At 44.8% G+C, this 24,333-nt stretch carries 20 protein-coding genes; 6 read left to right on the top strand and 14 right to left on the bottom strand.

Features of this window, described 5'->3' with window-relative positions:
• Window positions 1-451 precede the first annotated feature (451 nt).
• Window positions 452-2,575, top strand: coding sequence for a molybdopterin-containing oxidoreductase family protein (locus NDI42_RS19690; RefSeq protein ID WP_190457293.1), 2,124 nt, complete (start codon window positions 452-454; stop codon window positions 2,573-2,575).
• A 43-nt stretch (window positions 2,576-2,618) separates the two neighbouring features.
• Here NDI42_RS19690 and NDI42_RS19685 read toward each other — a convergent pair whose 3' ends face one another.
• Complete coding sequence (locus NDI42_RS19685; RefSeq protein ID WP_190457291.1) at window positions 2,619-3,284, bottom strand: type 1 glutamine amidotransferase domain-containing protein; 666 nt, start codon at window positions 3,282-3,284, stop codon at window positions 2,619-2,621.
• Between the two features lie 647 nt (window positions 3,285-3,931).
• On the opposite strand from NDI42_RS19685, the gene NDI42_RS19680 reads away from it, so the two are divergent.
• Window positions 3,932-4,936 carry an Npun_R2479 family HD domain-containing metalloprotein gene (locus tag NDI42_RS19680; RefSeq protein WP_242017713.1) on the top strand — a complete coding sequence of 335 codons (1,005 nt, stop codon included), beginning with the start codon at window positions 3,932-3,934 and terminating at the stop codon, window positions 4,934-4,936.
• Window positions 4,937-5,002: 66 nt separating this feature from the next.
• On the opposite strand, the gene NDI42_RS19675 is transcribed toward NDI42_RS19680, so the two are convergent.
• The 8 genes from NDI42_RS19675 to NDI42_RS19640 all read right to left on the bottom strand — a co-directional run bounded on the left by NDI42_RS19675 (window position 5,003) and on the right by NDI42_RS19640 (window position 12,215).
• Window positions 5,003-6,013 (bottom strand): CobW family GTP-binding protein, encoded by a 1,011-nt coding sequence (locus NDI42_RS19675; protein ID WP_190457289.1) that lies wholly within the window; start codon window positions 6,011-6,013, stop codon window positions 5,003-5,005.
• A 13-nt stretch (window positions 6,014-6,026) separates the two neighbouring features.
• Window positions 6,027-6,476: a SufE family protein gene (locus tag NDI42_RS19670; protein WP_190457286.1), complete on the bottom strand. Its 450-nt coding sequence runs from the start codon at window positions 6,474-6,476 to the stop codon at window positions 6,027-6,029.
• A gap of 32 nt (window positions 6,477-6,508) precedes the next feature.
• Window positions 6,509-6,904, bottom strand: coding sequence for a DUF1636 family protein (locus NDI42_RS19665; protein ID WP_190457284.1), 396 nt, complete (start codon window positions 6,902-6,904; stop codon window positions 6,509-6,511).
• 373 nt (window positions 6,905-7,277) lie between these two features.
• Window positions 7,278-8,063, bottom strand: coding sequence for a phosphonate ABC transporter, permease protein PhnE (gene phnE / locus NDI42_RS19660; protein ID WP_190457282.1), 786 nt, complete (start codon window positions 8,061-8,063; stop codon window positions 7,278-7,280).
• A gap of 84 nt (window positions 8,064-8,147) precedes the next feature.
• The gene (locus NDI42_RS19655) at window positions 8,148-8,864 is read right to left on the bottom strand and encodes a phosphonate ABC transporter ATP-binding protein (RefSeq protein ID WP_190421342.1); all 717 of its coding nucleotides are present in this window, start codon (window positions 8,862-8,864) and stop codon (window positions 8,148-8,150) included.
• A gap of 87 nt (window positions 8,865-8,951) precedes the next feature.
• Window positions 8,952-9,932 carry a phosphate/phosphite/phosphonate ABC transporter substrate-binding protein gene (locus NDI42_RS19650; protein WP_190457303.1) on the bottom strand — a complete coding sequence of 327 codons (981 nt, stop codon included), beginning with the start codon at window positions 9,930-9,932 and terminating at the stop codon, window positions 8,952-8,954.
• A gap of 313 nt (window positions 9,933-10,245) precedes the next feature.
• Complete coding sequence (locus tag NDI42_RS19645) at window positions 10,246-11,367, bottom strand: Rid family detoxifying hydrolase (RefSeq protein WP_190457280.1); 1,122 nt, start codon at window positions 11,365-11,367, stop codon at window positions 10,246-10,248.
• Window positions 11,368-11,579: 212 nt separating this feature from the next.
• On the bottom strand, window positions 11,580-12,215 hold the full coding sequence (locus NDI42_RS19640) for a TetR/AcrR family transcriptional regulator (protein ID WP_190441615.1): 636 nt from the start codon (window positions 12,213-12,215) through the stop codon (window positions 11,580-11,582).
• 224 nt (window positions 12,216-12,439) lie between these two features.
• Here NDI42_RS19640 and NDI42_RS19635 point away from each other — a divergent pair, with 224 nt between their 5' ends.
• Window positions 12,440-14,008 (top strand): insulinase family protein, encoded by a 1,569-nt coding sequence (locus NDI42_RS19635; RefSeq protein ID WP_190457278.1) that lies wholly within the window; start codon window positions 12,440-12,442, stop codon window positions 14,006-14,008.
• 43 nt (window positions 14,009-14,051) lie between these two features.
• Window positions 14,052-15,545, top strand: coding sequence for an insulinase family protein (locus NDI42_RS19630; RefSeq protein ID WP_190457277.1), 1,494 nt, complete (start codon window positions 14,052-14,054; stop codon window positions 15,543-15,545).
• A gap of 201 nt (window positions 15,546-15,746) precedes the next feature.
• Here NDI42_RS19630 and NDI42_RS19625 read toward each other — a convergent pair whose 3' ends face one another.
• Window positions 15,747-15,929, bottom strand: a complete 183-nt coding sequence (locus tag NDI42_RS19625) for a hypothetical protein (RefSeq protein ID WP_190457275.1) — start codon at window positions 15,927-15,929, stop codon at window positions 15,747-15,749.
• 302 nt (window positions 15,930-16,231) lie between these two features.
• Between NDI42_RS19625 and NDI42_RS19620 the strand changes: the two genes are divergently transcribed.
• Window positions 16,232-16,513 carry a type II toxin-antitoxin system Phd/YefM family antitoxin gene (locus NDI42_RS19620; RefSeq protein WP_190457273.1) on the top strand — a complete coding sequence of 94 codons (282 nt, stop codon included), beginning with the start codon at window positions 16,232-16,234 and terminating at the stop codon, window positions 16,511-16,513.
• Window positions 16,510-16,938: a type II toxin-antitoxin system VapC family toxin gene (locus NDI42_RS19615; protein ID WP_190457271.1), complete on the top strand. Its 429-nt coding sequence runs from the start codon at window positions 16,510-16,512 to the stop codon at window positions 16,936-16,938. Before NDI42_RS19620 ends, NDI42_RS19615 begins: the two co-directional genes overlap by 4 nt.
• Before the next feature lie 83 nt (window positions 16,939-17,021).
• Here the strand turns inward: NDI42_RS19615 and NDI42_RS19610 are convergent, their stop codons facing one another.
• From NDI42_RS19610 to NDI42_RS19595, 4 genes are all read right to left on the bottom strand, one after another.
• Window positions 17,022-17,486, bottom strand: coding sequence for a DUF29 domain-containing protein (locus tag NDI42_RS19610; protein WP_190457269.1), 465 nt, complete (start codon window positions 17,484-17,486; stop codon window positions 17,022-17,024).
• A gap of 15 nt (window positions 17,487-17,501) precedes the next feature.
• Window positions 17,502-20,039: a HEAT repeat domain-containing protein gene (locus NDI42_RS19605; protein WP_190457267.1), complete on the bottom strand. Its 2,538-nt coding sequence runs from the start codon at window positions 20,037-20,039 to the stop codon at window positions 17,502-17,504.
• A gap of 164 nt (window positions 20,040-20,203) precedes the next feature.
• Window positions 20,204-21,016: a hypothetical protein gene (locus tag NDI42_RS19600; protein ID WP_190457264.1), complete on the bottom strand. Its 813-nt coding sequence runs from the start codon at window positions 21,014-21,016 to the stop codon at window positions 20,204-20,206.
• 364 nt (window positions 21,017-21,380) lie between these two features.
• Window positions 21,381-24,272 carry a zinc-dependent metalloprotease gene (locus NDI42_RS19595; RefSeq protein ID WP_190457301.1) on the bottom strand — a complete coding sequence of 964 codons (2,892 nt, stop codon included), beginning with the start codon at window positions 24,270-24,272 and terminating at the stop codon, window positions 21,381-21,383.
• Window positions 24,273-24,333: the final 61 nt, after the last annotated feature.

The raw sequence follows: 24,333 nt of genomic DNA, 5'->3' as shown, positions 1-24,333 counted from the left end.
AATTAATCCCAGAATTCAAGCTTAGCAACAAATCTCACCTCTTACACCTATTTTGCATTTTCTATCTTGATTAGCTATTCTTAACATTTTTACATAGCAAGTTCGGTAGAACCTATTATTAACTCTACTGGGGCGTAGAGTTGAACCTAGCTTTGTATCTCAAACTACGGAATTTTGGTTTTTTGATTGCCTAAAATTAACCTCATGAACTATAGCTGGTTCATGACTCGATAAAATCTGTCCCTTTGAATAGGCACAATTTCCCCTCGCTCTCCCTTTGTGGAAGGTTGGAAGTTCTTGTGGGGGTATTTATTGTGAGTTGCCAAAATAAAGATACCGCTCATACTAATAACTAAAACACAATTAATTTTTATGTAACTTTTCTAACAGTTTTTCCGAGCAGCTATAGCTAAATATAAAACTACAATACTGTAATCAGCGGGGTAAAGTTATGGTCAGCACTGTAGGCGAAAAGACCATTGTACTCGGCGCATGTCCTCACGATTGTCCCGATACCTGTGCCATGCTCATAACGGTGGAGGATGGTAGAGCCACATCAGTAAGCGGCAACCCAGACCATCCTTTTACACGGGGTACTCTCTGTGGCAAAGTCAGCGACTACCTTGACCGAGTTTACAGCCCAGACCGAGTGCTTTACCCGATGCGACGAATCGGCCCCAAAGGTAGCGGTCAATTTGAGCGTATTAGTTGGGACGCTGCCCTAGACGAGATTACCAGCCGTTTCCAAGAAATTATTGCTGAGTATGGAGCCGAGGCTATCCTACCATGCAGCTATCTGGGTCACGAAGGACTTCTCAACGGTTTGACTGTTGGTGATGCCTTCTTCAACAGGCTAGGTGCTTCCATCAGCGAACGCACCTTCTGCATTTCTGGAACTAGCACCGCTTGGCTGATGACTTATGGTGCAACGCACGGTACTGACCCAGACACCTTTTCCCACTCTAAATACATTATTTTGTGGGGTTGCAATGTACTCTCCACCAACGTGCATTTGTGGCCGTTTATCAAGGAAGCAAGGCAAAACGGGGCTAAGTTAGTTGTAATTGACCCAGTTCGGACAAAAACTGCAACGCAAGCAGATTGGCATATTCCGATTCGTCCCGGTACAGATGGTGCCTTTGCCCTAGGCCTGATGCACGTTATCATCAGCGAAAATTTAATTGATGCGGACTATGTAGAAAATTACACCGTTGGGTTTGCAGAACTTAAGGAAAGAGTTAGCGAATTTCCACCAGAACGAGTTGCTGAAATTACGGGTATTCCTGCTGAAGACATCGTGACTCTTGCTAGGGAATACGCCACAACGCAGCCATCCGTTATTCGCCTGGGAGTTGCGCTGGAGAAGCAAGCAGGAGGCGGCCAGGGGATACGGGCAATTTGCTGTTTGCCTGCCTTAGTAGGTGCGTGGCGATACTTGGGGGGTGGTATGCTACAGGCTCCCATGTGGCCTTTCCCCATTCGCTGGGAGGTGGTGCATCGCCCTGAGTTTATCAAATCGGGTACGCGAGTTGTTAATCAGTGGCAGATTGGTCAAACTTTAACTGGAGAACTGAATCCACCCATCAAGGCTTTATTTGTCTACAACTGCAACCCAGTTACTCAAGCAGCGGAACAGGACAAAATCGTGGCAGGTTTGTCTCGCGAGGATTTGTTTACTGTCGTGAGCGAGCAGTTTATGACAGATACCGCTGATTATGCAGACATTTTGCTGCCTGCTACTACTCAAGTTGAGAATTTGGATTTGATGTTTTCATGGGGACACACCTATGTAACTTTAAATATGCCAGCGATCGCGCCTTTAGGAGAAGCCATCCCAAATATCGAACTTTTCCGGCGCTTGGCAACTCGTATGGGGTTTGAGGAAGAGTGCTTTAAACTTAGCGATGAACAGATGGCAATGGAGGTTTTGGACTGGTCTGCACCTGCGCTAGATGGCATTGATATGGATTTGCTGAAAACTAAAGGGTTTGCCAAGTTGAAAATCGACTTGGTTCCTCACGCCGCTGGAAACTTCCCTACCCCTTCCGGGAAATGCGAGTTCCTGTCATCTATGGCTGTGGACAGCAACTATGTGTTACCGGCATTTCGCCAAGGCTGTGAAGAATTTCAACCTGGAACGCCAGTAGACCCGTTGCCTACTTATACTCCGCAGCGGGAGTCACCGATTAGCAATCCGACGCTAAAAGAGCGTTATCCTCTAAGTTTGTTATCAGCTAAACCGCATCAGTTTATTAATTCCTGCTTCGCCAATTTGCCTAAGCACCGCAAACTACAGAGAGAACCAAGGGTAATTGTCCATCCATCCGATGCCGCGGCTCGTGGTATCGTCGAGGGGCAGTTAGTGAAAGTGTTCAACGACCGGGGAGCGTTTCAGGTTCCGGCTCATGTTAGCGACATTACGCGACCGGGTGTAGTAGTTGCGCCTCTAGGTTACTGGCGCAAGCTTTCTCACGCAGCGAATACTGTAAATGCGGCAACTTCATCTGCTTTTGCTGATTTGGGTCGAGTGGCGGCGGTGGGAGATTCTTTGGTCGAAGTTGTGAGTGTTAACTGAGTTGTTTAACTTTATGCTGTCTTAGCCTATCTGCTTAGGTAGTTCACGCAAGTGCTTCAATCACTGCCTTAGCTACACTAGCACTCGATTGGGGATTCTGACCTGTAATTAGCTTGCCATCTACAACTACATAGTCACTCCACATAGATGCCTTTTCAAACTTAGCACCGAGTTCCTGTAACCGCGATTCGAGTAAGAAAGGCATCAAGTGAGCTAACTTAACTTCCTCTTCTTCTTCGTTGGTAAAACCAGTGACTTTTCGCCCTTTTACAATCGGCGTACCATCTGATTGCGTTGCTTGCACAAATGCAGCAGGGCCATGACAAACCGCCGCTACCACCTTTTGAGCATCGAAAAACTGGCTGACCACCCGACCCACTTCAGGAATAGGTAAGTCATACATTGTCCCGTGTCCGCCAGGGAAAAAGACTGCATCGTAGTCGTCAACGTTTACGCTATTCAATGGTTCCGTATACTGTAGAGCTTGCAGTGCATCACCATGAGCTTCAGCTGGCTCAGATGTAGACAAGCTACGGGGATCAATTGGTGCCATCCCGCCTAGAGGACTGGCAACTGTGACTGTATATGTGTGTTGGCGAAATAATTGAAAGGGAATCGCGAACTCTTCTAACCACAATCCTGTTGGATGGTCAGCATCAATTTGTTTGTGGTTTGTCACAATTATCAGGATATTTTTCTGGTCGCTCATAAAAGCTGCTCTTGATAGGGAGATCAGGTTGCTGTCAATTATAAAGCCTTGACCTTCTTCTGGGCGTATGCCTGAGAAGTGTTAATTAAAAGCAGGTGATTTTTTCTATCTGGTGCAATATCTACCGCAAGCAAGCTACTGACTGCTAGTTCTCATCCTTGCCTAAAAGTAGACAGGAATTTTTAATCGCTCACCCTAGATACTTTAATATCAGTCTGTAACCTGTGTCACAAATATAGCCTTATTCTGTCACCATGAAGGTGCATTTATCATCACAACTATCAGCCAGTAATTATCACAACTTACCGATTGAAACGATCACACTATTTAGAGAGAGAAACGCGCGATATTAGAGAATAGTAGATTTATAGCTTTTTGTGAGGTTAGCCTGATGTTTTATGAGGTTTTATGAGGTTTATATTTTTCACATCAATTATTTCGCCCAATTCTTGGGAACTAATTTGCTAAAAGCTAAAAATCGATGAGTTTTTCTGGTTGCTTTCTTATGAACTAGGCGTCAATATTTTAATAAGGGTTTCCCTCTTAACCACTTGAATGAAAAGAATTACCCAATAGCCTATTTAAAAGATTGACAGCGTAAGCGTGTATTTATTTCAAAAGTTACTAATTCAGTCAGGGGAAGAGCAATGTTTAGTCTCACAAAGGCAATGATTGGTACTTGCGTTGAATGCCTCCAAGCAGGTTATTGTCAGGCTTACGGAAATCTCAAACCAGATTATGTTGACCTGATTAGTTGGGTCGCAAATATGGCGCTGGAAAACATTGCTACTAGCAACGCCTTGTATCACAACGTTGAACACACTATCCTTGTGACTTTAGTAGGACAAGAAATTTTGCAAGGAAAGCACCAAAGTGAAGGAAGTGTTTCCTGTGAGGATTGGTTGCATACAATAATTTCTTTGCTGTGTCATGACATTGGCTATGTTAAGCGTGTCTGTCGTCAAGACCAACTTAATGAGAGGTTGTATGCTAAGGGAATAAAAGGTGAGATAATTTCTTTACCACTCGGTTCCACCGATGCAAGCCTAACTCCTTATCATGTAGACCGGGGGAAATTGTTTGTTGAGGAGTGTTTTTCGGGTCATCCACTGATTGATGTGGAAGTGATTAAGCACAACATTGAGTTGACCCGTTTTCCAGTCCCCCCTGATGAGGAACATCAGGACACTGTTAACTATCCCGGTCTAGTTCGCGCTGCTGATTTAATCGGTCAGCTTTCAGACCCGCAATACTTGCAAAAAATTACAGCGCTGTTCTACGAGTTTGAAGAAACTGGTGTCAATAAAAATTTGGGCTATCATCATCCAGAGGACTTGCGTTTAGGTTTCCCAAATTTTTTCTGGAATGTTGTTTATCGTTATATACAACAAGGGGTACGCTACTTGGAGGTAACGCCCTCTGGTAGACAAATCATTACTAACCTTATGGAGAATGTGTCTGTAGTAGAAGATGAAATTCTTGGGAATACTCTCAAAGTACCAGTGGGCAAGCCTTATACGAGTTTCCCCAACTTGAAGAAAGTCTCTCGTGACACAATTGGGTATGAGGCTAATCAACTAGCAACTAACCAAGGGTCGGTTGCTATTAATAAATTAGTTTCCTCAAAAAGCGTGTTTGTGAATGCTAGGTAGAACTTACGCTTTAGTAAGCGCTGTTGTTGAATTTGAGAATGATAGGATTGAATAATCCCTTATTATTTACTCAAGGCAGTTTTTTAACTGCTGTTGAATTTGGGCTATGTTCAAGTTACGCCCGATAAATACCAGCTGATTGCTTTTCTGAGAAGACCACTTATCAGTTTTCAACTCAATTCGTTTGCCGCACAGTTGGAAGATGTGACGTAAACTGCTTTCCTTAAACCAGAGTAACCCTTTGGCGCGAAAGACATCATCGGGCAATTGGTCAGTTAAAAGGTATTGAAATTTCTCTAAGAGGAAAGGGCGATCGCTTTGAAAAGAAAATGACATGAAACCATCATTTTCTAAGTGGTGGGAATGATCGTGATGATGATCGTGGTGATGATGATGGTGGCTGGATTCCTCTTTAGCTGCATAAGATTCCGCTTGGGAAAATCCCACATCTAAAATTAGTGGCAGAGGAACTTGTCCGTAGGAGGTTCGCAAAACTCTCGCGCCTACTTTCACTGTGCGAATGTATTCTTCTAATTCCTTGACTTTCTCTTCTGGAACCAAATCGGTTTTATTTAGCAGAATGATGTCCCCATAAGAAACTTGATTGAGGGCGGCATCGCTTTCAAAATGCACCGGTGTAAAGGTTTCAACATCCACCAAAGTTAAGATAGAATCAATCCTGGTTAAATCCCGCAAATCTGTACTAATAAAGGTTAAGGCAATCGGTAATGGATCGGCGACTCCGGTTGTTTCAACAATTAAGTAGTCGATGCGATCGCTTCTTTCCATCACCTTGTGAACTGCATCGAGTAATCCATCGTTAATCGTGCAGCAAATACAGCCATTAGTTAATTCCATCATGGTTTCATCAACCGAAATCAACAACTGGCTGTCAATATTAATATCGCCAAACTCATTCACTAAAACTGCCACCTTCAAGTCTTGGCGATTTTGTAAAATATGGTTTAGCAGCGTTGTCTTTCCACTACCCAAGAAGCCTGTAATAATCGTTACTGGCATTCCCCGTTTAGGAATATTCAGTATTGCGTCTGGTGTTGTTGCTGTGATATTTGTCATTACTCTTTCTTTGTTAATTGAGCTGATCGGACATTTGTAATTGATATTCCCAAGCCTTTTTCTGCATAGTTTGGAAAATGTTGTAAAAACCATTGGCGCGAGAAGGTGTCAAGCTTACGTTCAGCCCAGTATCTTGAATAAAATCTGGAGATACTTGTAACACTTCTGATGGACTTAGCCCATTAAGTCCTTCTATTAAAAGCGCCACTAGACCTTTTACTAAGTGGGAATCGGAATCTCCCTGAAACCAAATTTTCTCTTCATTTAGTGTGGCAGTTATGTAAACCTGAGAAACGCAACCAGGAACTTTATTTTCCGGAATTTTATTAGCTTCTGGAAATTCTTTTAGCCGCTTGGCGTACCAAATTAGTTGCTCATAGCGTCGCTTGGGATCGGCTTGGCGTTGAAAGCGTTCTACAATTCGTGCTAGGGAATTTGGTAACGGGGAAGCGGTGGATGACATGACAGAGGCTTTTGATAAAATTCTTATCTTACTTAAAAACTAGCCTGGGTAGCGTGGGGTAAAGGCGGAATTCGAGCAAGAATACCTTTTTTTAGTGCTTCTGGTCGTTCTTGTCGTGGGATGATACCTGTGGCACTGGTAAAGTATTTTTCGCTGAATTTAAGGATTTCTGCTGCACTCTCTAAAGGTGGTAAATCGCCAAACATGAGGGTAGCTTTATTGGGAGCAGAAAAGGCAATAGTACACGAGCGATCGCATCCACTTAGACACTCAACTTCTTGAATTGCAAACTCTGATTGTAAAGACCAATTTTCATACAAATCCGATAGCTGAGTCAGCAAATGATCGCCCCCAGTCTGGTTCATGTATTTTCGTTCGGTTGATGAAAATGAACAGGATTTGCAAACAAATAAAACGTGTTCAGTCATGGGAATAATATTATTGGAGAAACTAAACTGGGTGGAATATAGTGTTTCTCAGTTGCGTGAAGTACATCAGAATAACCTAACCCCCAACCCCTTCCCTACTAGGGAAGGGGAGTAAGAATCAAAGCCTATCTCCTTGTAGGAGATAGGTGAGAGTGTACCTCATCCAACCGAGAACCGCTATGTATCGCGGTTTGGACACTATCGCCACCTTGCTAGGGACATAGGAATGTCCCTACAGGTGTATCGCACCCAGCCCTCGAATTACTATAGACGATGCAGGAAAGCGATCGCATATTTTTATGATAATGATTATCATTATACCATTAAACTGATTTCGGGCAGGGGATTTTACAGTTTCGAGCGCAATAGATTGCTACATTGCCTCTAGCCGTTGACGCAGCTTACTACTCAGGGCATCAATTGCGGTGACGACTACCAACAGCACCAACATCATCGTCGTTGCCTTGTTGTATTCAAAGCCACGGATGTAGTTAACCAACTCAAAACCAATGCCACCCGCACCAACGACACCCAACACCGAGGCGGCGCGAATATTATACTCAAACATATACAAGGTATAGCCTAATCCCAAAGGCATCACTTGCGGCAAAATTCCATATTGGGCAATTTGCAGCCAAGAAGCACCAGCAACTTGCAAAGATTCGATAGAGCGTTGATCGACAGCTTCAATTGCTTCTTGATAAAATTTACCCAGATAGCCCACAGTGTAGATGCCTAATGCTAAAGTTCCGGCTGGTGCGCCTAGTCCGGTTGCGGCTACAAAAAGTAGTCCCAGAACAATTGAGGGAATAGAACGCACAGCATTTTGCAGAAAATTAGCCCAGAATCGTAACCAACCAGGTGCCAAATTTCGGGCGGAGAAAATCGCAACTGGCAAGGAAATAATTGCGCCGATAGTGGTTCCCCATAACGACATTTGAATTGTCTCAATTAGCCTCTGAATCGCCACATCTAAAACGTCAAAATTGGGAGGCCATAAACGGGTTATAAAATCAGTTACGTAGGGCCAGCTATCCTTAAGGAGTGCTAAATCTACTTTTAAGCCTTGCAACGCCCAAGCATATACCAAAACAATAATAATCAGTATAATTAGGCGATTAACCCAGGTGTAGCGTTTCCAGAAAGCCGCAAATTTCATAAATTTGTTTTTTAACCGCTCTAGGTAGCCAAGGAAAGCGCAAAGGTACGCGAATACCTGTGCGTACCTTTGCGTTTAATTTCTTTATCTTGAAAATTGGAATGGTAAATTTTCGCAGTCGCCATCGTGGACTATACGACCTGTATCAAGGATGATAGCTCTTTGGGCGTAGGCGGCGGCGATGCTCAAATCGTGCAGAACTACTACAATGGTCATTTGGCGATCGCGATGTAACTCGGCGAAGGTTTGCATCACTTGTTGGCAACCCATGATATCCAACCCGGCAATAGGTTCGTCTGCTAAGAGGATTTGTGGGGATTGGATAAGGGCGCGGGCGATCGCTACCCGTTGTTGCTGTCCGCCGCTGAGTTGACCAGTTTTTTGATAAGCCTGATCCTGCAACCCCAACTGACTCAGGAGTTCTAAAGCTTGACGGCGATCGCGTGGCTTAAATCCCCACAAGCTTTGCCAAGTTGACAACGTTCCCAAACGTCCCACAAGCACGTTTTCCAGGGCGGTGAGTTGCCGAATCAGCCCTCCGCCTTGAAAAATCATGCCTACGTCTCGCCGAATTCTAGGCAAGGTGCGGGGAGTCACCGCTACACCGTTGATGCGAATTTCTCCCCGCTGCACTGGAACTAACCCAACTAGCGATCGCAACAATGTGGACTTTCCCGCCCCATTGAGTCCTAGCAAAGCGACAAATTCACCCTGCCCAATCTTGCAATTAATCCGGTTTAGAATCGGACGATTCAAAGATGCTGCATAGGGCGTTTCTAAGTCTTGGCATTCAATGGTCATTGCAGGATTGCTAATTGCTAATTGCTAGTTGCTAGTTGCTAATTGCTAATTGCTAATTGCTATTAACTATTAGCAATTAACAAATTTCTATGGTTCAAATCCAGCACGACTGAGAGCTTCGCGCATTGGTTGTAAATGCTGATTGCCGTTAACTCTAACTAATTCAGTAGAGTTATACAGGTTTTTTAGCAGTTGATTATTCGCTGGCTGATTCAACTTCAGCATGGCGTTGATGATTCTTTCCCGCATCGGGTTTGGTACGTCATCATCAATGGCGACACCGTGAGCAGGTACGCCAGAAATTCCATGAAGAACCCGCAGTTTTTTGGATTCTTCTGCGGTGATATATGGAGGGAAAAGGGCGTATTCTGAGACGGCGGCTACATCTGCCTGACCTCTGAGAACAGCTTGCAAAGCTCCGCTGTAGTTGTTACCGTATGAGATTTGTCCGAAGAAATTGTTTAAGCGATCGCGATTCGGCACCAATCCCTGTTTTACCATCTCACCGACTGGGAAAATAAACCCAGATCCAGAGGTGGGAGAAGTGAAAGCCATTTTTTTGCCCCGCAGTTGTCCCAGCGTCTGCTTAGCTGTTGCTTGGCTTTTCAGGGTGCTATTAGTCGGTACTACAAAAACAGATTTATAAGTGTGTCTTCCAGAATAATTTGGACGCACCTCAGCTAGGTACAATCTGGCATTTGCCAGCTGCTGAGCTTTCAAAGCGGGACGACTGCTTAAGAAGGCAACATCAGCTTTGTTGGCTCTCAAGGCTTCCACAGCAGATGTATCATCAGCAACAAATGCGTCAACTGGCATTCCCAGCTCTCTTGACAAAAACTGTGCTACAGCATTTGCCTTATTTTGTAAATCTGCGGTATCTCCTCGGCCGGGGAAAGCAATTGTCAAACGCCTAACACGACCCTGAGCAATGGGACTTTGCACTTGGTTGTTGGCGGAGTTGTCTGCCAACGCCTGTGGCACTTTTTCAACCGTGTTGATAGCCAAACCTGCCAGTGCTAATACCGCTACAGCACCTGCACCAAGTAAAATGTTCTTCTTCACGATTATTTTTAACGCTCCGTTGCAAAATAAAGACTATGCCACTGTTTATAGAGAAATAGTGGCAACAAGCACTTAGTAAAGTCTTAAACGTTTGACAACAAAAGTCAATAACTTTTAAGAAAAAAGTCAATAAGATTAAATATATTATTACGGTGCGATCGCTAAAAGATACCCACAGTATATATATCCCACAGATCGCCTACAGGCTAAAGCCTCGATGCTCCAAAAACTAAGTCCGCCTTGGCGGACTTAAAAAAGCAAAAGCCTGGGTCGGGAGGCTTTGTTTATGTAGCGCCACCCTTTAGGGCGAACGCACCATTTAAATCACGGCAATACAGTCAATTTCTACCAGTACATCTTTGGGGAGACGGGCTACTTCTACGCAAACACGGGCGGGAGCTGTTTCGGCATCAAAATATTTACCATAAACCGCATTCATCGCGGCAAAATCATTCATATCTTTGAGAAAAACGGTGGTTTTTACCACATTTTGCCAGCTAGCACCGCCAGCGGTGAGAATAGCTTCAAGATGAGCCATTACCTGTTCTGTTTGTTTAGCTACATCGTCGGTGTAGACAATATCGCCTATTCTGGGGTCGATGGCAATTTGACCAGCGACGAAGATCATTTGACCAGAAGCAGCGATCGCTTGATTATACGGCCCGACTGGTGCTGGTGCGTTTTCTGTACGAATTACTTTGCGAATCATTGCTATTTGTGTTGGTAACGATGTTTCCTGTTTGCGGGATTCTGTATCGGAGGCTTCCGGCTTGTAGCGTTCTCCATCGGGCATTATTGCATTGCTAAAGTCCGCATTCTGGATGTTCGCTCCATAAATGTTGGCATTAGTTAAGATTGCCTTTTTCAAGTTGGCTCCATCCAGGTTAGCCTTTATTAAATCTGCTTCTTGGAGTATTGCTCTCTCTAGATTTGCTCCTCGCAAACAGGTTTTTCTAAGGTTCGCCTCTGCCAGGTATACTCCAGCCAAATCCGCATCAGCTAAATTCAAGCTTGACAAATCGAGTTTACTTAGGCTTACTCCCCGGAGTTTAGCTCCCTGGAGATTTGCATTTTGCAAGTTTACATTAGTTAAGTCTGCCTGAGTTAAGTCTGCCTGAGTTAAGTCTGCTCCACTCAGATTTGCATTATTCAAGTTTGCACCACTTAAGGCAGCACCGCTGAGGTCTGCCCAACTTAGATTAAGTGAATTACCCTTCACCTTACTCAAATTTGCACCTGTTAGAGATGCCCTACTTAGGCTGGCGTTATTCAGATGCGCCTTGGTTAGAATTGCTCCACTCAAGTCAGCACCATTTAAATTTGCGCTCGATAGGTCTATGTCAATCAGTTCGGCATCTTTGAGGTCTACTCCTCTTAGATTTACCGAATGAAATTGTCTTTGTCCTGATGCGTATCTTTCTAAAAGTTCTTCAGCGTCCATTGTTGGTTTAGCAATTATCGCGCACTTGCATCAGTTTATAGCTTTGTTTCAGTCACAATAAGCCCTGGCGATTAGAAATCGCGGCTTCACAAACTAAGTCTGCCTGCGGAGACTATAAGACAAATCAAAGGTTTTGAAACCCGCGCAGGCGGGTTAAGTCTCGTATAGACGCGGTTTCAACCGCCCAGTTAAAACTAACTAGCAAAGTGAACTTATTTCGCCAACACACCATTGAGGAAAATATCAGCCAAACCTTCAGCCATTTCCTGCATTGCTTTAGGAGAAGAACTACCTCCCATCAGCGTATCTTGGCTAAAACCTGCAATTGTGAACATTCCTAAGAAAACTTGGGCGACAATTCTGGGATTTGTGCGACGATAAATCCCTTTATCCATTGCTGTTTGAAAAAAAGCTTCAGCAACGTCTGTCATTTTGACAATAACTTCAACTTGGATGCGATCGCGTAACTCTGGATGAAACTGCGCTTCCGTAAAACAAACCCGCAGCATATCTGCATTTTCATGCAAATTCATCATCCGGCGGTGCATCACTTGAGCCACAGCTTTATAGCTGCCCATTTCGCTCAATTCTGTCAACAAATCCGTGAGAATTTCCACCCAGCCTTGCGTCGCCACCTCAATCAAAATGGCTTTTTTAGTCGGAAAATGACGAAACAGCGTACCTTCGGCAACCCCAGCGGCGGCGGCGAGATCGCGAGTCGTTGTCCCCTCATATCCCTGACGGGCAAACAACCGCTGGGCTGCGCTCAAAATCTTGGTGTGCGTATCGTCCTCTGTACGAGCGACTTGCTTGGTCGCCCCTACGGATTTCCGGTTAAAAATTCCCATATTGAGAAGAATTAGATTAATGGATTGCCACTTACACGTTAATGCTATTGTGCAATGCACAGTTGCGCGATCGCTCAAAGCTTCACACATTGTTAACAGCACGCAATCCACGTTAAAGTCAATATCTTGGAATTAGCGCTGCTTGATTTTTGTACCGTATGAGCCAGTTTTGTCGATTCCTGTTTATCCCAATCCCAAAAACCGAGCAACTATTACGGGAGGCTATGAAACCAGTCCCCAAATGGTCAACACAACGCCACTGTCCGGCTCTTTTGGCATTTTTGCTAGTTTTTCTCCTCTCGTGGGGAATGCTCCCAGAGGCGGCTTTGGCTCGTACCCAGACACCTCCATCTACTGCTCAATCTATCCAGCCCTACCTAGATCGCGTCATCGAGAAGGTGACTGAATTTAAGCTGGATAATGGTCTGAAGTTTATTGTGCTGGAACGGCACGAAGCGCCTGTAGTTTCGTTTTTCACCTACGCTGATGTCGGCGGTGCTAACGAACCCGATGGTCAAACGGGTGTGGCTCACTTTCTAGAGCATTTGGCTTTTAAGGGAACTACGCGCATCGGAACGCGAAATTACCAGCAAGAAAAGCCGCTTTTAGACCGCTTGGATGAGTTGGCTAAACAAATTCGGGCAGCCAAAGCTGCTAAAAAGGAGGCAGAGGTAGCATCTTTAGAAGCTGAGTTTGCCAAAGTTGAGGCTGAGGCTACTAAATTTGCCAAGCAAAATGAGCTGGGTCAAATTGTAGAGCAAGCTGGAGGCGTGGGGCTGAATGCAGCAACGTCTACAGATGCCACAATGTACTTCTTCAGCTTTCCTGCTAACAAGCTGGAACTGTGGATGTCACTGGAGTCGGAGCGGTTTTTAGATCCAGTTTTTCGGGAGTTTTATAAAGAGCAGCAGGTAATTCTGGAAGAACGACGGCTGCGGACTGATAATTCTCCGATTGGTCAAATGATTGAAGCTTTTATTGACAAAGCTTTCAAAGTGCATCCTTATCGTCGTCCGGTGATTGGCTACAACGAAGATATCCGCAATCTCACCCGCGAGGATGTGCAGAAGTTTTTCGATACCTACTACGTCCCCAATAATTTGACAATCGGGATTGTGGGAGATGTTGACCCAGCGGAAGTTAAACGGCTGGCTCAGACTTACTTTGGACGCTACAAGGCTGCGCCTGCGCCGCCGAAGTTAACAGCGGTGGAACCAAAGCAAACCCAAGCGCAGGAAGTGACTTTGCGGCTACCATCTCAGCCTTGGTATCTGGAAGGTTATCATCGTCCAGCAATGAGTCATCCTGATAATGCGATTTATGAAATTATCGGGCGTTTGCTGAGCGATGGGCGCACATCTCGCCTGTATAGGTCTTTGGTGGAAGAACAGCAAGTAGCTCTGGCGGCTCAGGGTTTCAGTGGCTTTCCGGGGGATAAGTACCCGAATTTGATGCTGTTCTACGCGCTTACAGCTCCCGGTCATACGGTTGACGAGGTGCAGCAGTCTTTGAGTAAGGAGATTGAGCGGCTTAAATCGGAACCTGTTTCAGCTAAAGAGTTGGAGAGGGTGAAGACTCAGGCTAGAGCTGAGTTGTTGCGATCGCTCGATTCTAATATGGGCATGGCTACTTCTCTGGTGGAGTATGAGGTGAAGACTGGTTCTTGGCGAAATCTGTTTAAGCAGCTAGATGCGATCGCTTCTGTGACACCTGGAGATATTCAGCGGGTGGCGCGGGAAACTTTCCAGTCGGAAAATCGCACTGTTGGGCGCATTTTGCCTAAAGAAGGATAAACCGCAGAGACACTGAGAGTGCAGAGGAAGAGGAAAAATTAGTATGCAGTGGTTTGGGCATTTGAGGGGTAAGGAAGGAAGAAGGAAACATTATTTCGTGTTTCTTTTTTCTTTTGCTTTTTTACTTTTTTCTTTTTTGTTGCCAGCTGTGGCGGACACGGCGCGGCATTACACTGAGTTGAAGTTTTCGCCTGTACCAGAAGTTAAGGTGCCGGAATATACCCGGTATCAGATGGACAATGGGATGATTGTTTATTTGATGCAGGATCGGGAGCTTCCTTTGGTTAGCGGTACGGCGTTGATTCGCACGGGCGATCGCTTGGAACCTGGTGAGAAGGTCGGTTTGGCTGGTTTGGTCGGGGAAGTATTACGAACTGGGGGAACTGCGAAGCACTCTGGTAATGAGTTAAATGAGCTGTTGGAACAAAGAGCAGCTTCCGTGGAAACTAGCATTGATACTACTGTTGGTTCTGCTAACTTTAGTTCCCTCAGTGAAGATTTGAATGAGGTGTTTAGTTTATTCGCTGAGGTGATTAAAGAGCCAGTTTTCGCCCAAGAAAAGCTGGCTTTAGCTAAGACTCAGCGGCGTGGTGAAATTGCCCGTCGCAATGACGATCCTGGTGATATTGCTTCTCGCGAATTTCAGAAGTTAATCTACGGCGATAGTAGTCCTTATGCTCGCACTGTTGAGTATCAGACTCTGGATAATATCACCCGCGAGGATTTGGTAAGTTTCTACCAGAAATATTTCTTACCCAGTAATGTGATTCTGGGTATTGTGGGGGATTTTGATAAGTCTGCGATGCGCCAGTTGATTGAGGAAAAGTTTGGCAACTGGAAGCCGTCGGGAGTTAAACAGGAACCACCAATACCAAGTGCATCTCAAGCGAAGAAGGGCGGGATTTTTATGGTGAATCAGCCGCAGCTGACCCAGAGTAATGTTCTCATGGGTCATCTGGGCGGTCAGCTGAATAGTCCTGATTTTGCGGCGCTGGAAGTTCTCAATGGGGTATTAAATGGTTTTGGGGGACGGCTGTTTAACGAAGTGCGATCGCGTCAAGGTTTAGCATACTCGGTCTACGGTTATTGGAGTCCCCAATTTGACTATCCTGGTACGTTTCTGGCTGGCGGACAAACTCGATCTGATGCTACTGTGCCTTTTATTAAGGGTGTTCTAGCTGAAATTGAACGCATCCGCACGTCTGCCATTACTCCAGCAGAACTTGCTTATGCCAAAGAATCAGAACTCAATTCTTTTGTCTTCAAGTTCCAAGATCCCAGCCAAACTTTATCGCGGTTGATGCGATACGAATATTACGGCTACCCGCCAGATTTTATCTTCCGCTATCGGAAAGCTTTGGAAGCAACAACGATTGAGGATGTGCAGCAAGTTGCTCAAAAATACCTCCAGCCAGAGAACATTGTTACTCTGGTAGTTGGAAATGCTGCCGAAATTAATCCGCCTCTGACAAGTCTTACACCAAATGTCACGTCGGTAGATATTTCGATTCCAACGCCAAAGAGCAGTAATCGTTGAGTTAAAAAGCATAAATGCAGAATCCAGAAGAAATATTTTCCCTTCTGAATTCTGCATTCTAAAACTACTCGCAATACTTTTGAGTTAACCTTTAAAAATATAGCGCCTACTTCATGAGTAGACGCTAAAACATAGGAATGTTTAACTCAGCCCGATCGCTTTCTTACAAGCGACAACAATATGCAATCGGCAATTGATGCACTAAATTATTGAATCTTCCCGACTGATCTGACGCTCAATGGTTTCAATCGCAGCATTGAGTCCTGCCAATCTCGCCTCTAGATCATTTCGCATCGATTTCAGGAATCGAAGTTTGCGTTCCTGATAGGCTTTACTGGAAACAGGTTCAGATCCCCAGCAGGTACTACCCCAAAACGGAAACATAGCGTTCATCCTTAAGAGAAATGTAAATATACTTCTATCTTGACCAAATTTTTTAGCAGTGGGATAGCCGGGAGTGCAGTGATTACCGTATCTCCAACCAAAAAGAGCGCAATCTCATTTACGATCGCATCCCTACACAAGTCAGCGAAAGAATGCGATCGCTCAATCTATGATGTCTCTCGCCGCACTCCACTTTGGTTGAAAGGGCATTGATTGAGTTGAATCATTGATGCCTATTTAATCTACATCTTAAGGACTAAGATATAGCCATAAACATAGCCATTTAGCTGGAAAACTAAACGATGTCTGACCAGTATTCAATTGCCCAAGCTCGCGATCGCTTTGCTGAAATTATTCACGATGCAGAAAATGGTAAGTCTGTTCAGATTATGCGACAAGGCAAGCCTGTAGCTGTCGTGTTATCGCTTGACGAATATCAACGCCTAACCTCCCAGAAGGTAGGATTTGGTGGGGATTTAGCCCAATTTCGTCAGAAGTACCAGATCCAGAAATTGGATATCGATCTGGATGCAGTATTCAACGATGTTCGCGATCGCTCCCCAGGTCGAGAGGTCAGCTTTTGAGCAATCCTCAATTTTTATTGGATACCAACATCTTGTCCGAACCTTTGCGTCCAATCCCAAACCCTCGCGTGATGGAGTTGTTGGTTATGTATAGCGGTTTGACTGCAACAGCTACGGTTGTATTTCATGAGATGCTCTATGGCTGCTATCGTCTACCTAATTCTCGAAAACGTCAAGCCATAGAAGCTTATCTTAGAGAAGAAGTTGAAGCGAAGTTGCTACTTTTGCCTTACAGCACAGACGCCGCCAAATGGCACGCTTTTGAGAGAGCAAGATTAGTCGGGTTAGGCAAAACTCCATCTTATGTTGACACCCAGATTGCAGCGATCGCTGTTGTCAATAATCTTGTTTTGGTTACAAATAACGAGACAGATTATGCTGATTTTCAGGGAATTCAGATAGAGAACTGGTTTGTCAACTTGTGACGTTTACATTAACTTATTAAACGTCCGAATCTGATAAATTGAGATCGCATCTAAACCAAGGAGAGGAAAAGAATGCGATCGCTCTAATCAGGTAAGTAGTCAGAATCAAGGGTTTCTTCGGGAGTAAAGGGAGTTTCAACCGGAAACCTCTCAATTTCTAGCCCCGTTTCAGCAGATGCTAATTCCCTCGCATCCTGATAGCACTCGTTAAATATCTCCGTAAAGTACGGTTGCAAACTTGGGCTTTCTTTAAATGCTTTTTTGAGTCTCTGGCGATGCTCAACGATGCTTGCTAGCCAACTGGAGGAGCGTTTCTCCGATTGATAGCTGTACTTGAGAAGATGTATCAATAAAATTTTGAGGTTGCTGTAAACTGCGCGTTTCTCACTCCTTCCCATATCTTCAATTTCTTCTAGCAAGTTAGCGACATCAAGCACCGAGAGTTGTCCTTCTTGCAAGAGTCTAGCGGTTGTTTCCAACCAGAGATAATAGTCCTGTTCATATAGGGTGGAGAGATTGTTGGCAGCTGTCGGTAAGGATGATGTCATATAGAAATACTTCAGTTAGCTCTGCTCTTGAATCTGTTTTAGCGCTTCCTTAGCCGCTTGTCGAACACTTTCATCTTCATCTTGGCAGGCTTCTTGGAGAGCAGCAATGACCTCTACTCTAGGATCAACTTTGATTAATTCATGAGCCGCACTAGAACGCACAACATAAGATTCATCTTGCAGAGCATCAATTAAAGCAAAGGCCACTTCTTCGGCTTCAGGAGAAATTTTTACTAGAGATTCGATAATACTCTTACGAGCGAGATGAGAATTAGATCCTTGTGCTTTAGTAGTGTTTTTTATTGCTTCAGCTAGTGCATGAATAGCAACTTCCGCGGCAGAACCAATATCTCCTAGGGCATGAGCAGCGTAGCCACGTACAAAGTTATCCTCATCGCTCAGAGCTTCAATAAGAGCGGGAATTACAACTTCTATATCTGAACCGATTTTTCCCAAAGCACGGGCAGAAGCTGAGCGAACCAAGTCATACTCATCCTTCAATGTTTCCAGCAGAACGGGAACAGCATCTCTTGCTCCTGAACCAATTTCTTCTAAGGACGATGCAGCACCATAGCGTGTATTTTTTGATTGTTCGTTCTTCAGTGCTTCGATAAGAGCTGGAACAGCATCCGAACCAATTCCTCCCAAGGCAGAGGCAATCATGTCAGTGTTGAACCGTAACTCCTCATCCTCAAACATTGCGATTAAGGCAGGGATGGCTTCTTTTGCCCCTAGACCAATTTTTCCCAGAGCAGTAACAGTATCTCGGCGTACACTTGCGTCTGGATCTTCTAATGCGTTAATTAAGACAGGAACAGCAGGCTTTGCGGCTGCACCAATTTCTCCTAAAGCAGCGACAACTTTTTGACGAAAATATGGAGGATTTTCACTCTTGAGCAACTTCTTGAGTAACTTAACGAGAGCAGGAACAGCAGGCTCCGCTGACGAGCCAATTTTTTCCAAGGCAGAGACAACGCCGAAGAAAGACCTTCCATCGTCTAGAGCTTTAATGAGTGCGGGAACAGCAGCTTTAGCTTCTGAACCAATCTCTGCCAAAGCATAAGCCGCTGGTTCTTGTACGTACCACTCTCCAAGCCTTAAAGCATCAATCAATGGGAGAACCGCTGCTTGACCAATTTTTCCCAATGCAGATGCAGCTACCCTCGCACTTATTTGCTCTTTTTGCTTAAGGAGTTCAATTAAATCTGGTATTGCTGCCTCTGCTACTGAACCTATATCGCCTAACGCTTGTGCGGCTTTCCGATGGACATGACGCTTCTGATCTTTCAAAAGCTCAACTAGGGTTGGAATTGCTGCTTGACCAATTTGGGCTAGTGCAGGAGCAGCATTGCTACGACGATTCTCACTTTCCCTCTTCAACCGCTTAGCTAATGCAGGAATTGCTTCTTCTGCTGCCGAACCAAATCTTCCTAGTGCAAAACCAGCGCAGTCACAAACAAATTCATCCTCATCCTCTAAAGCTTGACTTAGTACAAAAATCACATCTTTGGTTGCTAAACCAATATTTCCAAGAGCAGAAGCAGCATTTCCACGAACTCTCTCGTCCTCATCCTCTAAAGCTTTAATTAGTGCAGGGACTGCTTTTTGAGCTGGCATTCCAATCTTTTCTAGAGCTTCAGCAGCAGCATAACGATCTTCAACATCTGGGAGCGAGAGATGAGAAATCAAACGCTGGATGCGTTGGTTCAGCTGCTCTTGCTTAAGAGTTTCTGAATTCAAGATCAAAGGCTGCGTTGAAGAATTAATCAATCCAATCCACTCTTTTACGGACTGTGGACGATCTTCTGGTTTCACCTCTAGTCCTTTGAGAATAGCAGAGTTAACCTGCTCACTGATATGTTGGTTGATCTCTTTGGGTGGCTTCAGTGGATAGCCATAAATCGCTCTAGATATGGCACTTTCAGGTTCTTGTCCTGTTAGCAATTTGTACAAAGTTGCTGCTAACGAGTAAACATCCGTGTACGAACCTCGTTTAGCACGTCTCTCATACTGTTCAGGTGGAGAATAAAAATCTGTCCGATGTTCTGTGTGAGTCTGTGTTAAATCAGGAGTAAACTCGCGGGCTATTCCGAAGTCAATAAGAACGGCTTCATCCTTTCCTGCCCGCACCATAATGTTTCGTGGCTTTACATCTCGATGTAATAAACCATTTCCATGAACAGTTATGAGAGCATCACCAACTTGTCTAATGTATTTTAAAGCTTCAGATTCAGCCAATACTCCTCTGTAAGCTAAATCTTCTCCCTCTATGTACTCCATCACCATCCCCCAGGTCATCCCTTCTGTGATGAGTTCGTGAACTCTTACCACGTGGGGATGCTGACACTTTTGCAGTCTTAGCGCTTCGTTCGCAAAATCTTGCTGCCACTTATCAAAGTCAGGGCTGTTTGGATCTATATCTTTAAGTGTTTTGATGACAACTAAGTCACCGTTTTTATGCCTAGCAAGATAAGTTATGCCAAAACCACCCCCACCAATTTTTTGCTCAATGGTGTATTTGCCGTTTTGCAAAATATGTCCTGGAGTCCACATGATTGACTATCTAGAGATGTCTAATTAGGTGAGAACAACTGCCAGAGCAGTTCACTACTTACGTCTTTTTACACTATGGAAAGAATAAAAATGGCGCTCACTTCAGCAACTAACTGCCAACATAGCCATTCTTCATAAAGTTATCTCCATTTATCATTACCTTTTTAATTTTGCGCCTGCTGAAACGCTTCTATCTTTTCCTTACCCCCAGGAAGGTCAGAGCCGACGACATAAAAATCTTGTGGGTAGATCCAGTGGGTGCCTAGAGGGCCATGAATTTGAATTCCGGTCATGACGGCGTAGTTAAACACAGAGCGATCCAAAGTGTTTAAGAGGGCTTCGACATCGTCGGAAATAATTTGAGACGCCAATTTTGTAACTTCTATCAAATCGGGTTTGTCGCCATAGGTAAGGGATGAAAGAATTTTCTGCCGGATAATTGTTTGTTCAATATCCTGCATATCCATTTCTAGTTTCAGATGACCAGATGCCAATTCTTTGACGACTGTTTCTAATGCTCCGCAGGCGTGGGAAACTTTTTGAACGCCATCTCGATAAACCTTACCAATCTCGCCATGTCTAGAAATAGCGATATGGGGCATGGCATAGAAGGTAAAACGACGGATACCATCAACGATAGGCGTATGGTCAGTCGCAGCGGCTAACCCAGTTTTCCCCATCATGACGAACCCGGCTAAGCTGCAACAATTAAAAGTTTTCCCCCAGTATCGAATCACTTCAATGAATAGAGGTTCGGCGACTTCATCCCGACAAATTGCTATCATTCCCATCGTGTTTTCGTCACAAAAACCGTAGGAACTCAAGCTTTGGAAAGTCTTTCTCATGTACTTGCTCATGGGGACTGCCCCTGGAAAGTGAGTTTGCAGCGTTTCATGAAATGCTGGAAACACGTTAGGGTCATATCCGTTGAGCGTTTGGGGGATAGTTTCGCCAAGCTGGTTGACGTGATGGGTCATCTCTTAATTTCTCCTAAAGAGCTTGCGAAATCCGTCATTGAGTAGCTTAAACTTAACTTCACACCCGTCCTTGAGGATTCGGGCAATATTATTGGTTTTAACACTAGATGAGTGAGAAAGCTTCTGCCCTTGCGGTTAAAAAGGTGAGCAAAGCCCCCTGATATCAAATGATACCCATAATAAAAGAACTCCAAGAAAGCTCTGCGGTTCCGGCTCCCCGGTGACCTTGCTCTGTTGGGGGTGGGGTTCTTTGATTGTGACCAATTAGACGGATTTGATATGACAAACCCCTCCTGAAGACGGATCGCTTGCATGACTTCAAACACCCCAGCTGATGCGATCGCGTCTTATCTTCTTATCTGGCTTACTTCGATTCCAATCGCGCGGTTAAGGCTTTGTCGATGCGATCGCGTGTTTCTGCTAAATGGGCTTTCGTATAGGTATCGAGTTTGTCTTGCTTCCTCAGTGAAGCATCTAGCGATTTTCTCAGTTGTCGCAGTTCATACCATGCTAGGGTACGAGCATCTTCTGGCACAGCAGAAGTCCGCAACACCATTTCTAGCAAAATCTCCAAATGTTCGCGCTGCAAGGAACGGCGCAGGCTGGAAATATTCTCCTGTTTACCATCTTGTACCTCTGTCCAAATACTATTTTGCAGAGTTTCAAACAGTTCCGGTAATGTCAGCGCTTCTCCGGGCTTCGATTTGAGTTCAATGTCGCGCAGACGATTTAGGCGATCGCTACCTAAAAGACTTTGCAACACTCGACTTTGCTGCGACAGCAAGTTTTCATGAATTGGATAATCTAGTCGCAAAATCGGGATCGGATTTCCCCAGTGTCTCCAGCGCGACGGCGCTAACTGATTCAGCAGCTGCGGCGAAAAATTGAAAGCGTCTGCTGCAAATACATATTTTCCTATATTTGTCAATGCTTGACGTTGTTTTTCTAACGGCACGGGTGTAAACGGCAAACGTCCGTTCGGAGTCCCGGCGCGATCGCGACTGAACGACTGACCGCCAACGTATTGCGCCAACAGATTCGCGTTGTTGAAATAGTAGTTAAGTACGGTGTTGAACAACACCCGCATTTCTGTATAGTCACCACTGGACGGAGAACGCTTATTTAAACGCTCCCACATAGTACGAGCGTTGTCCATCTGCCACTGCGAGTAAAGTAGCACGTTGCCGCTTAAATCCCAAAGATTTGCACCCGGATCGAGATCCAAGATATCTTCATCGGTAGCATAAGCATATTCCGGTTTCGACGATTGTCCGGCAATTTGGTCTAGAAACCGTCTCTCGGCTATAGAACTTATTGCCCCACTGGGTTTATAGCCATACTCAATTGCCCATTCATCGTAAGGCCCAATATTAGCCGGGTAATAGTCGCCTTGCTTGGTGCCTTGGGGGGCAAGGTTTACCGGAACGTAGTCCATCACGGAACTAACCATTCCTCTAGTGCGGGTAATTTCTGTATTGTTTAATTCCTCCGGCCCATTTAAAGTGCTGCCGTGGAAGTTGTGCCGCAACCCTAGAGTATGTCCGACTTCGTGGGCAATGAGGTGACGCAAATATTGATTCACGTATTCTTTCATCTCGTTGCTTGTGGGCGAGACATTGTGGAAAAGGGATAATGCGATCGCTCCCATCGCTGTCTGCATTGTAGATTCCATCCCATAGCAGATATCCTGGTCTTGCAGAAGTTGCAAGAATTTGGAATTGCGACTTGTGTCTCGCCTGCCCAAATTACTTCCCTCTCCCTGTACAGGAGAGGCGTTGGAGGTGAGGTTACATATATTTCCTTGTCCGAACAACCCCATTTCCTGCGACTGCGTAGGTTCTATTAAATTGCGATATCTTTGCTTAATAGAGCGCAACATATTAGCATCCACAATAATATCTGCATCTAAGATTTCCCCAGTCAGGGGGTTAACCCGTGATGGGCCTCTGGCAGAAAATCCATCCAAAGAATTAATCCAGCGAATCGTGTTGTAACGCACATCACCCGGACTCCAGGTGGCATTATCAGGCATCTGCCGCACTTCAATCGCATCCTTAAATCCTGCTTTCTCAAAAGCTTTGTTCCACATTAGAATGCCTTCGCGGACAGCATCGCGGTATTCCAACGGCACAGTGTTCTCAATCCAGAAAACAATCGGTTTCTTGGGTGGGGCCAGGGGTGCTTTTGGGTCTTGCTTTTCCAGATGCCAGCGATGGATATAACGAACAAAAGGCTCTCTAAAATTGTCGTTAGAAAAGTCTTTGTAAGCTGTGATAAAGTAGCCAATTCTGTCGTCAGCTAAACGGGGAATATAGCCGTTATTTTCTGGTAGCTGGGACAAACTGTAATGTACTTTGATGCTGAGCGCACGGCTATCAGGTAGGGTGTCTAAATTGGGCGGTAGATCCTGGCCATTTGCAGACGAGAAGCCGTAAATTGAGGAAACTTCTATATTTAGGGGGAAGGCTTTCACGGTGTCGAAAGACGACTTGCTGCTGTCGAGTCGGTAGGGACTGCCCAAAAATTCCTTTAAAATTGGGGTCAATCCAGGCAAATCTGCAAGTAGTAAGTCACTCAGATCGATGAGTAGAGTTTTGCGTTGCGGGTGGGTGCTTTTGATGTCTAGGGAGTAGAGGACGGAATCGCTAAATGCTCGATCTAGCGATCGCTCTTGCGGATCGCCGGGAGTGGTGCGAAAATTCACATTGCGAATAACAAACTGTAAATTATTGTTTACGTGGCGAAAGTAGAATAAAAAATCATTCAGCGGTAGTCCGCTGTAAATCCCTCGTTCACCGATACCGGATTCCATCGTCACAGTTCCAAGGAAGTTTTTATTTAGCTGTTCCGGCTTTATTTCTAGATAAACTTTTCCTTTTTCCTTGTTGCGGTAAAGGGTGAACATCCCCTCTAACTTCTCGGTATCTTTTACGATTTCATCGAACCCCGATGAAGCTGGCTTTTTGGGGTCTTTGGGTTTTGACCCTGTCTGACTAGCCTCTGGCTTGTTGATATCTTTAAGAAGTCGCAACTGCTTGTTGGTATCTTTAACTATCCATAAGTAGGGTTGCTGTTCTGGCTGTTCTTGGCTATCCTTGATTACCCATACGTAGGAATTGGGAATCAAGTCAGAAGGCTGAGTCTTGGGGACGCGATCGCCTAACGAAACCTCCATAGGTAACGGCTGCGCGGCTAGCTGTGGCTCAGCAAACAATAATCCTTGTAGAGCAAATATAAATATTGGCAATCTTCTCATTTTCTCGGTCATCTAATTACGGCTATTAATTTACACAATCTTCAAACTCTTTTTCCGCATA

Origin of the sequence: Funiculus sociatus GB2-C1 (assembly GCF_039962115.1) — a bacterium.
GTDB classification, from domain to species: domain Bacteria; phylum Cyanobacteriota; class Cyanobacteriia; order Cyanobacteriales; family FACHB-T130; genus Funiculus; species Funiculus sociatus.
Note: the sequence above shows the minus strand (reverse complement) of the source record. Positions and strands in the feature narration are given on the sequence as shown.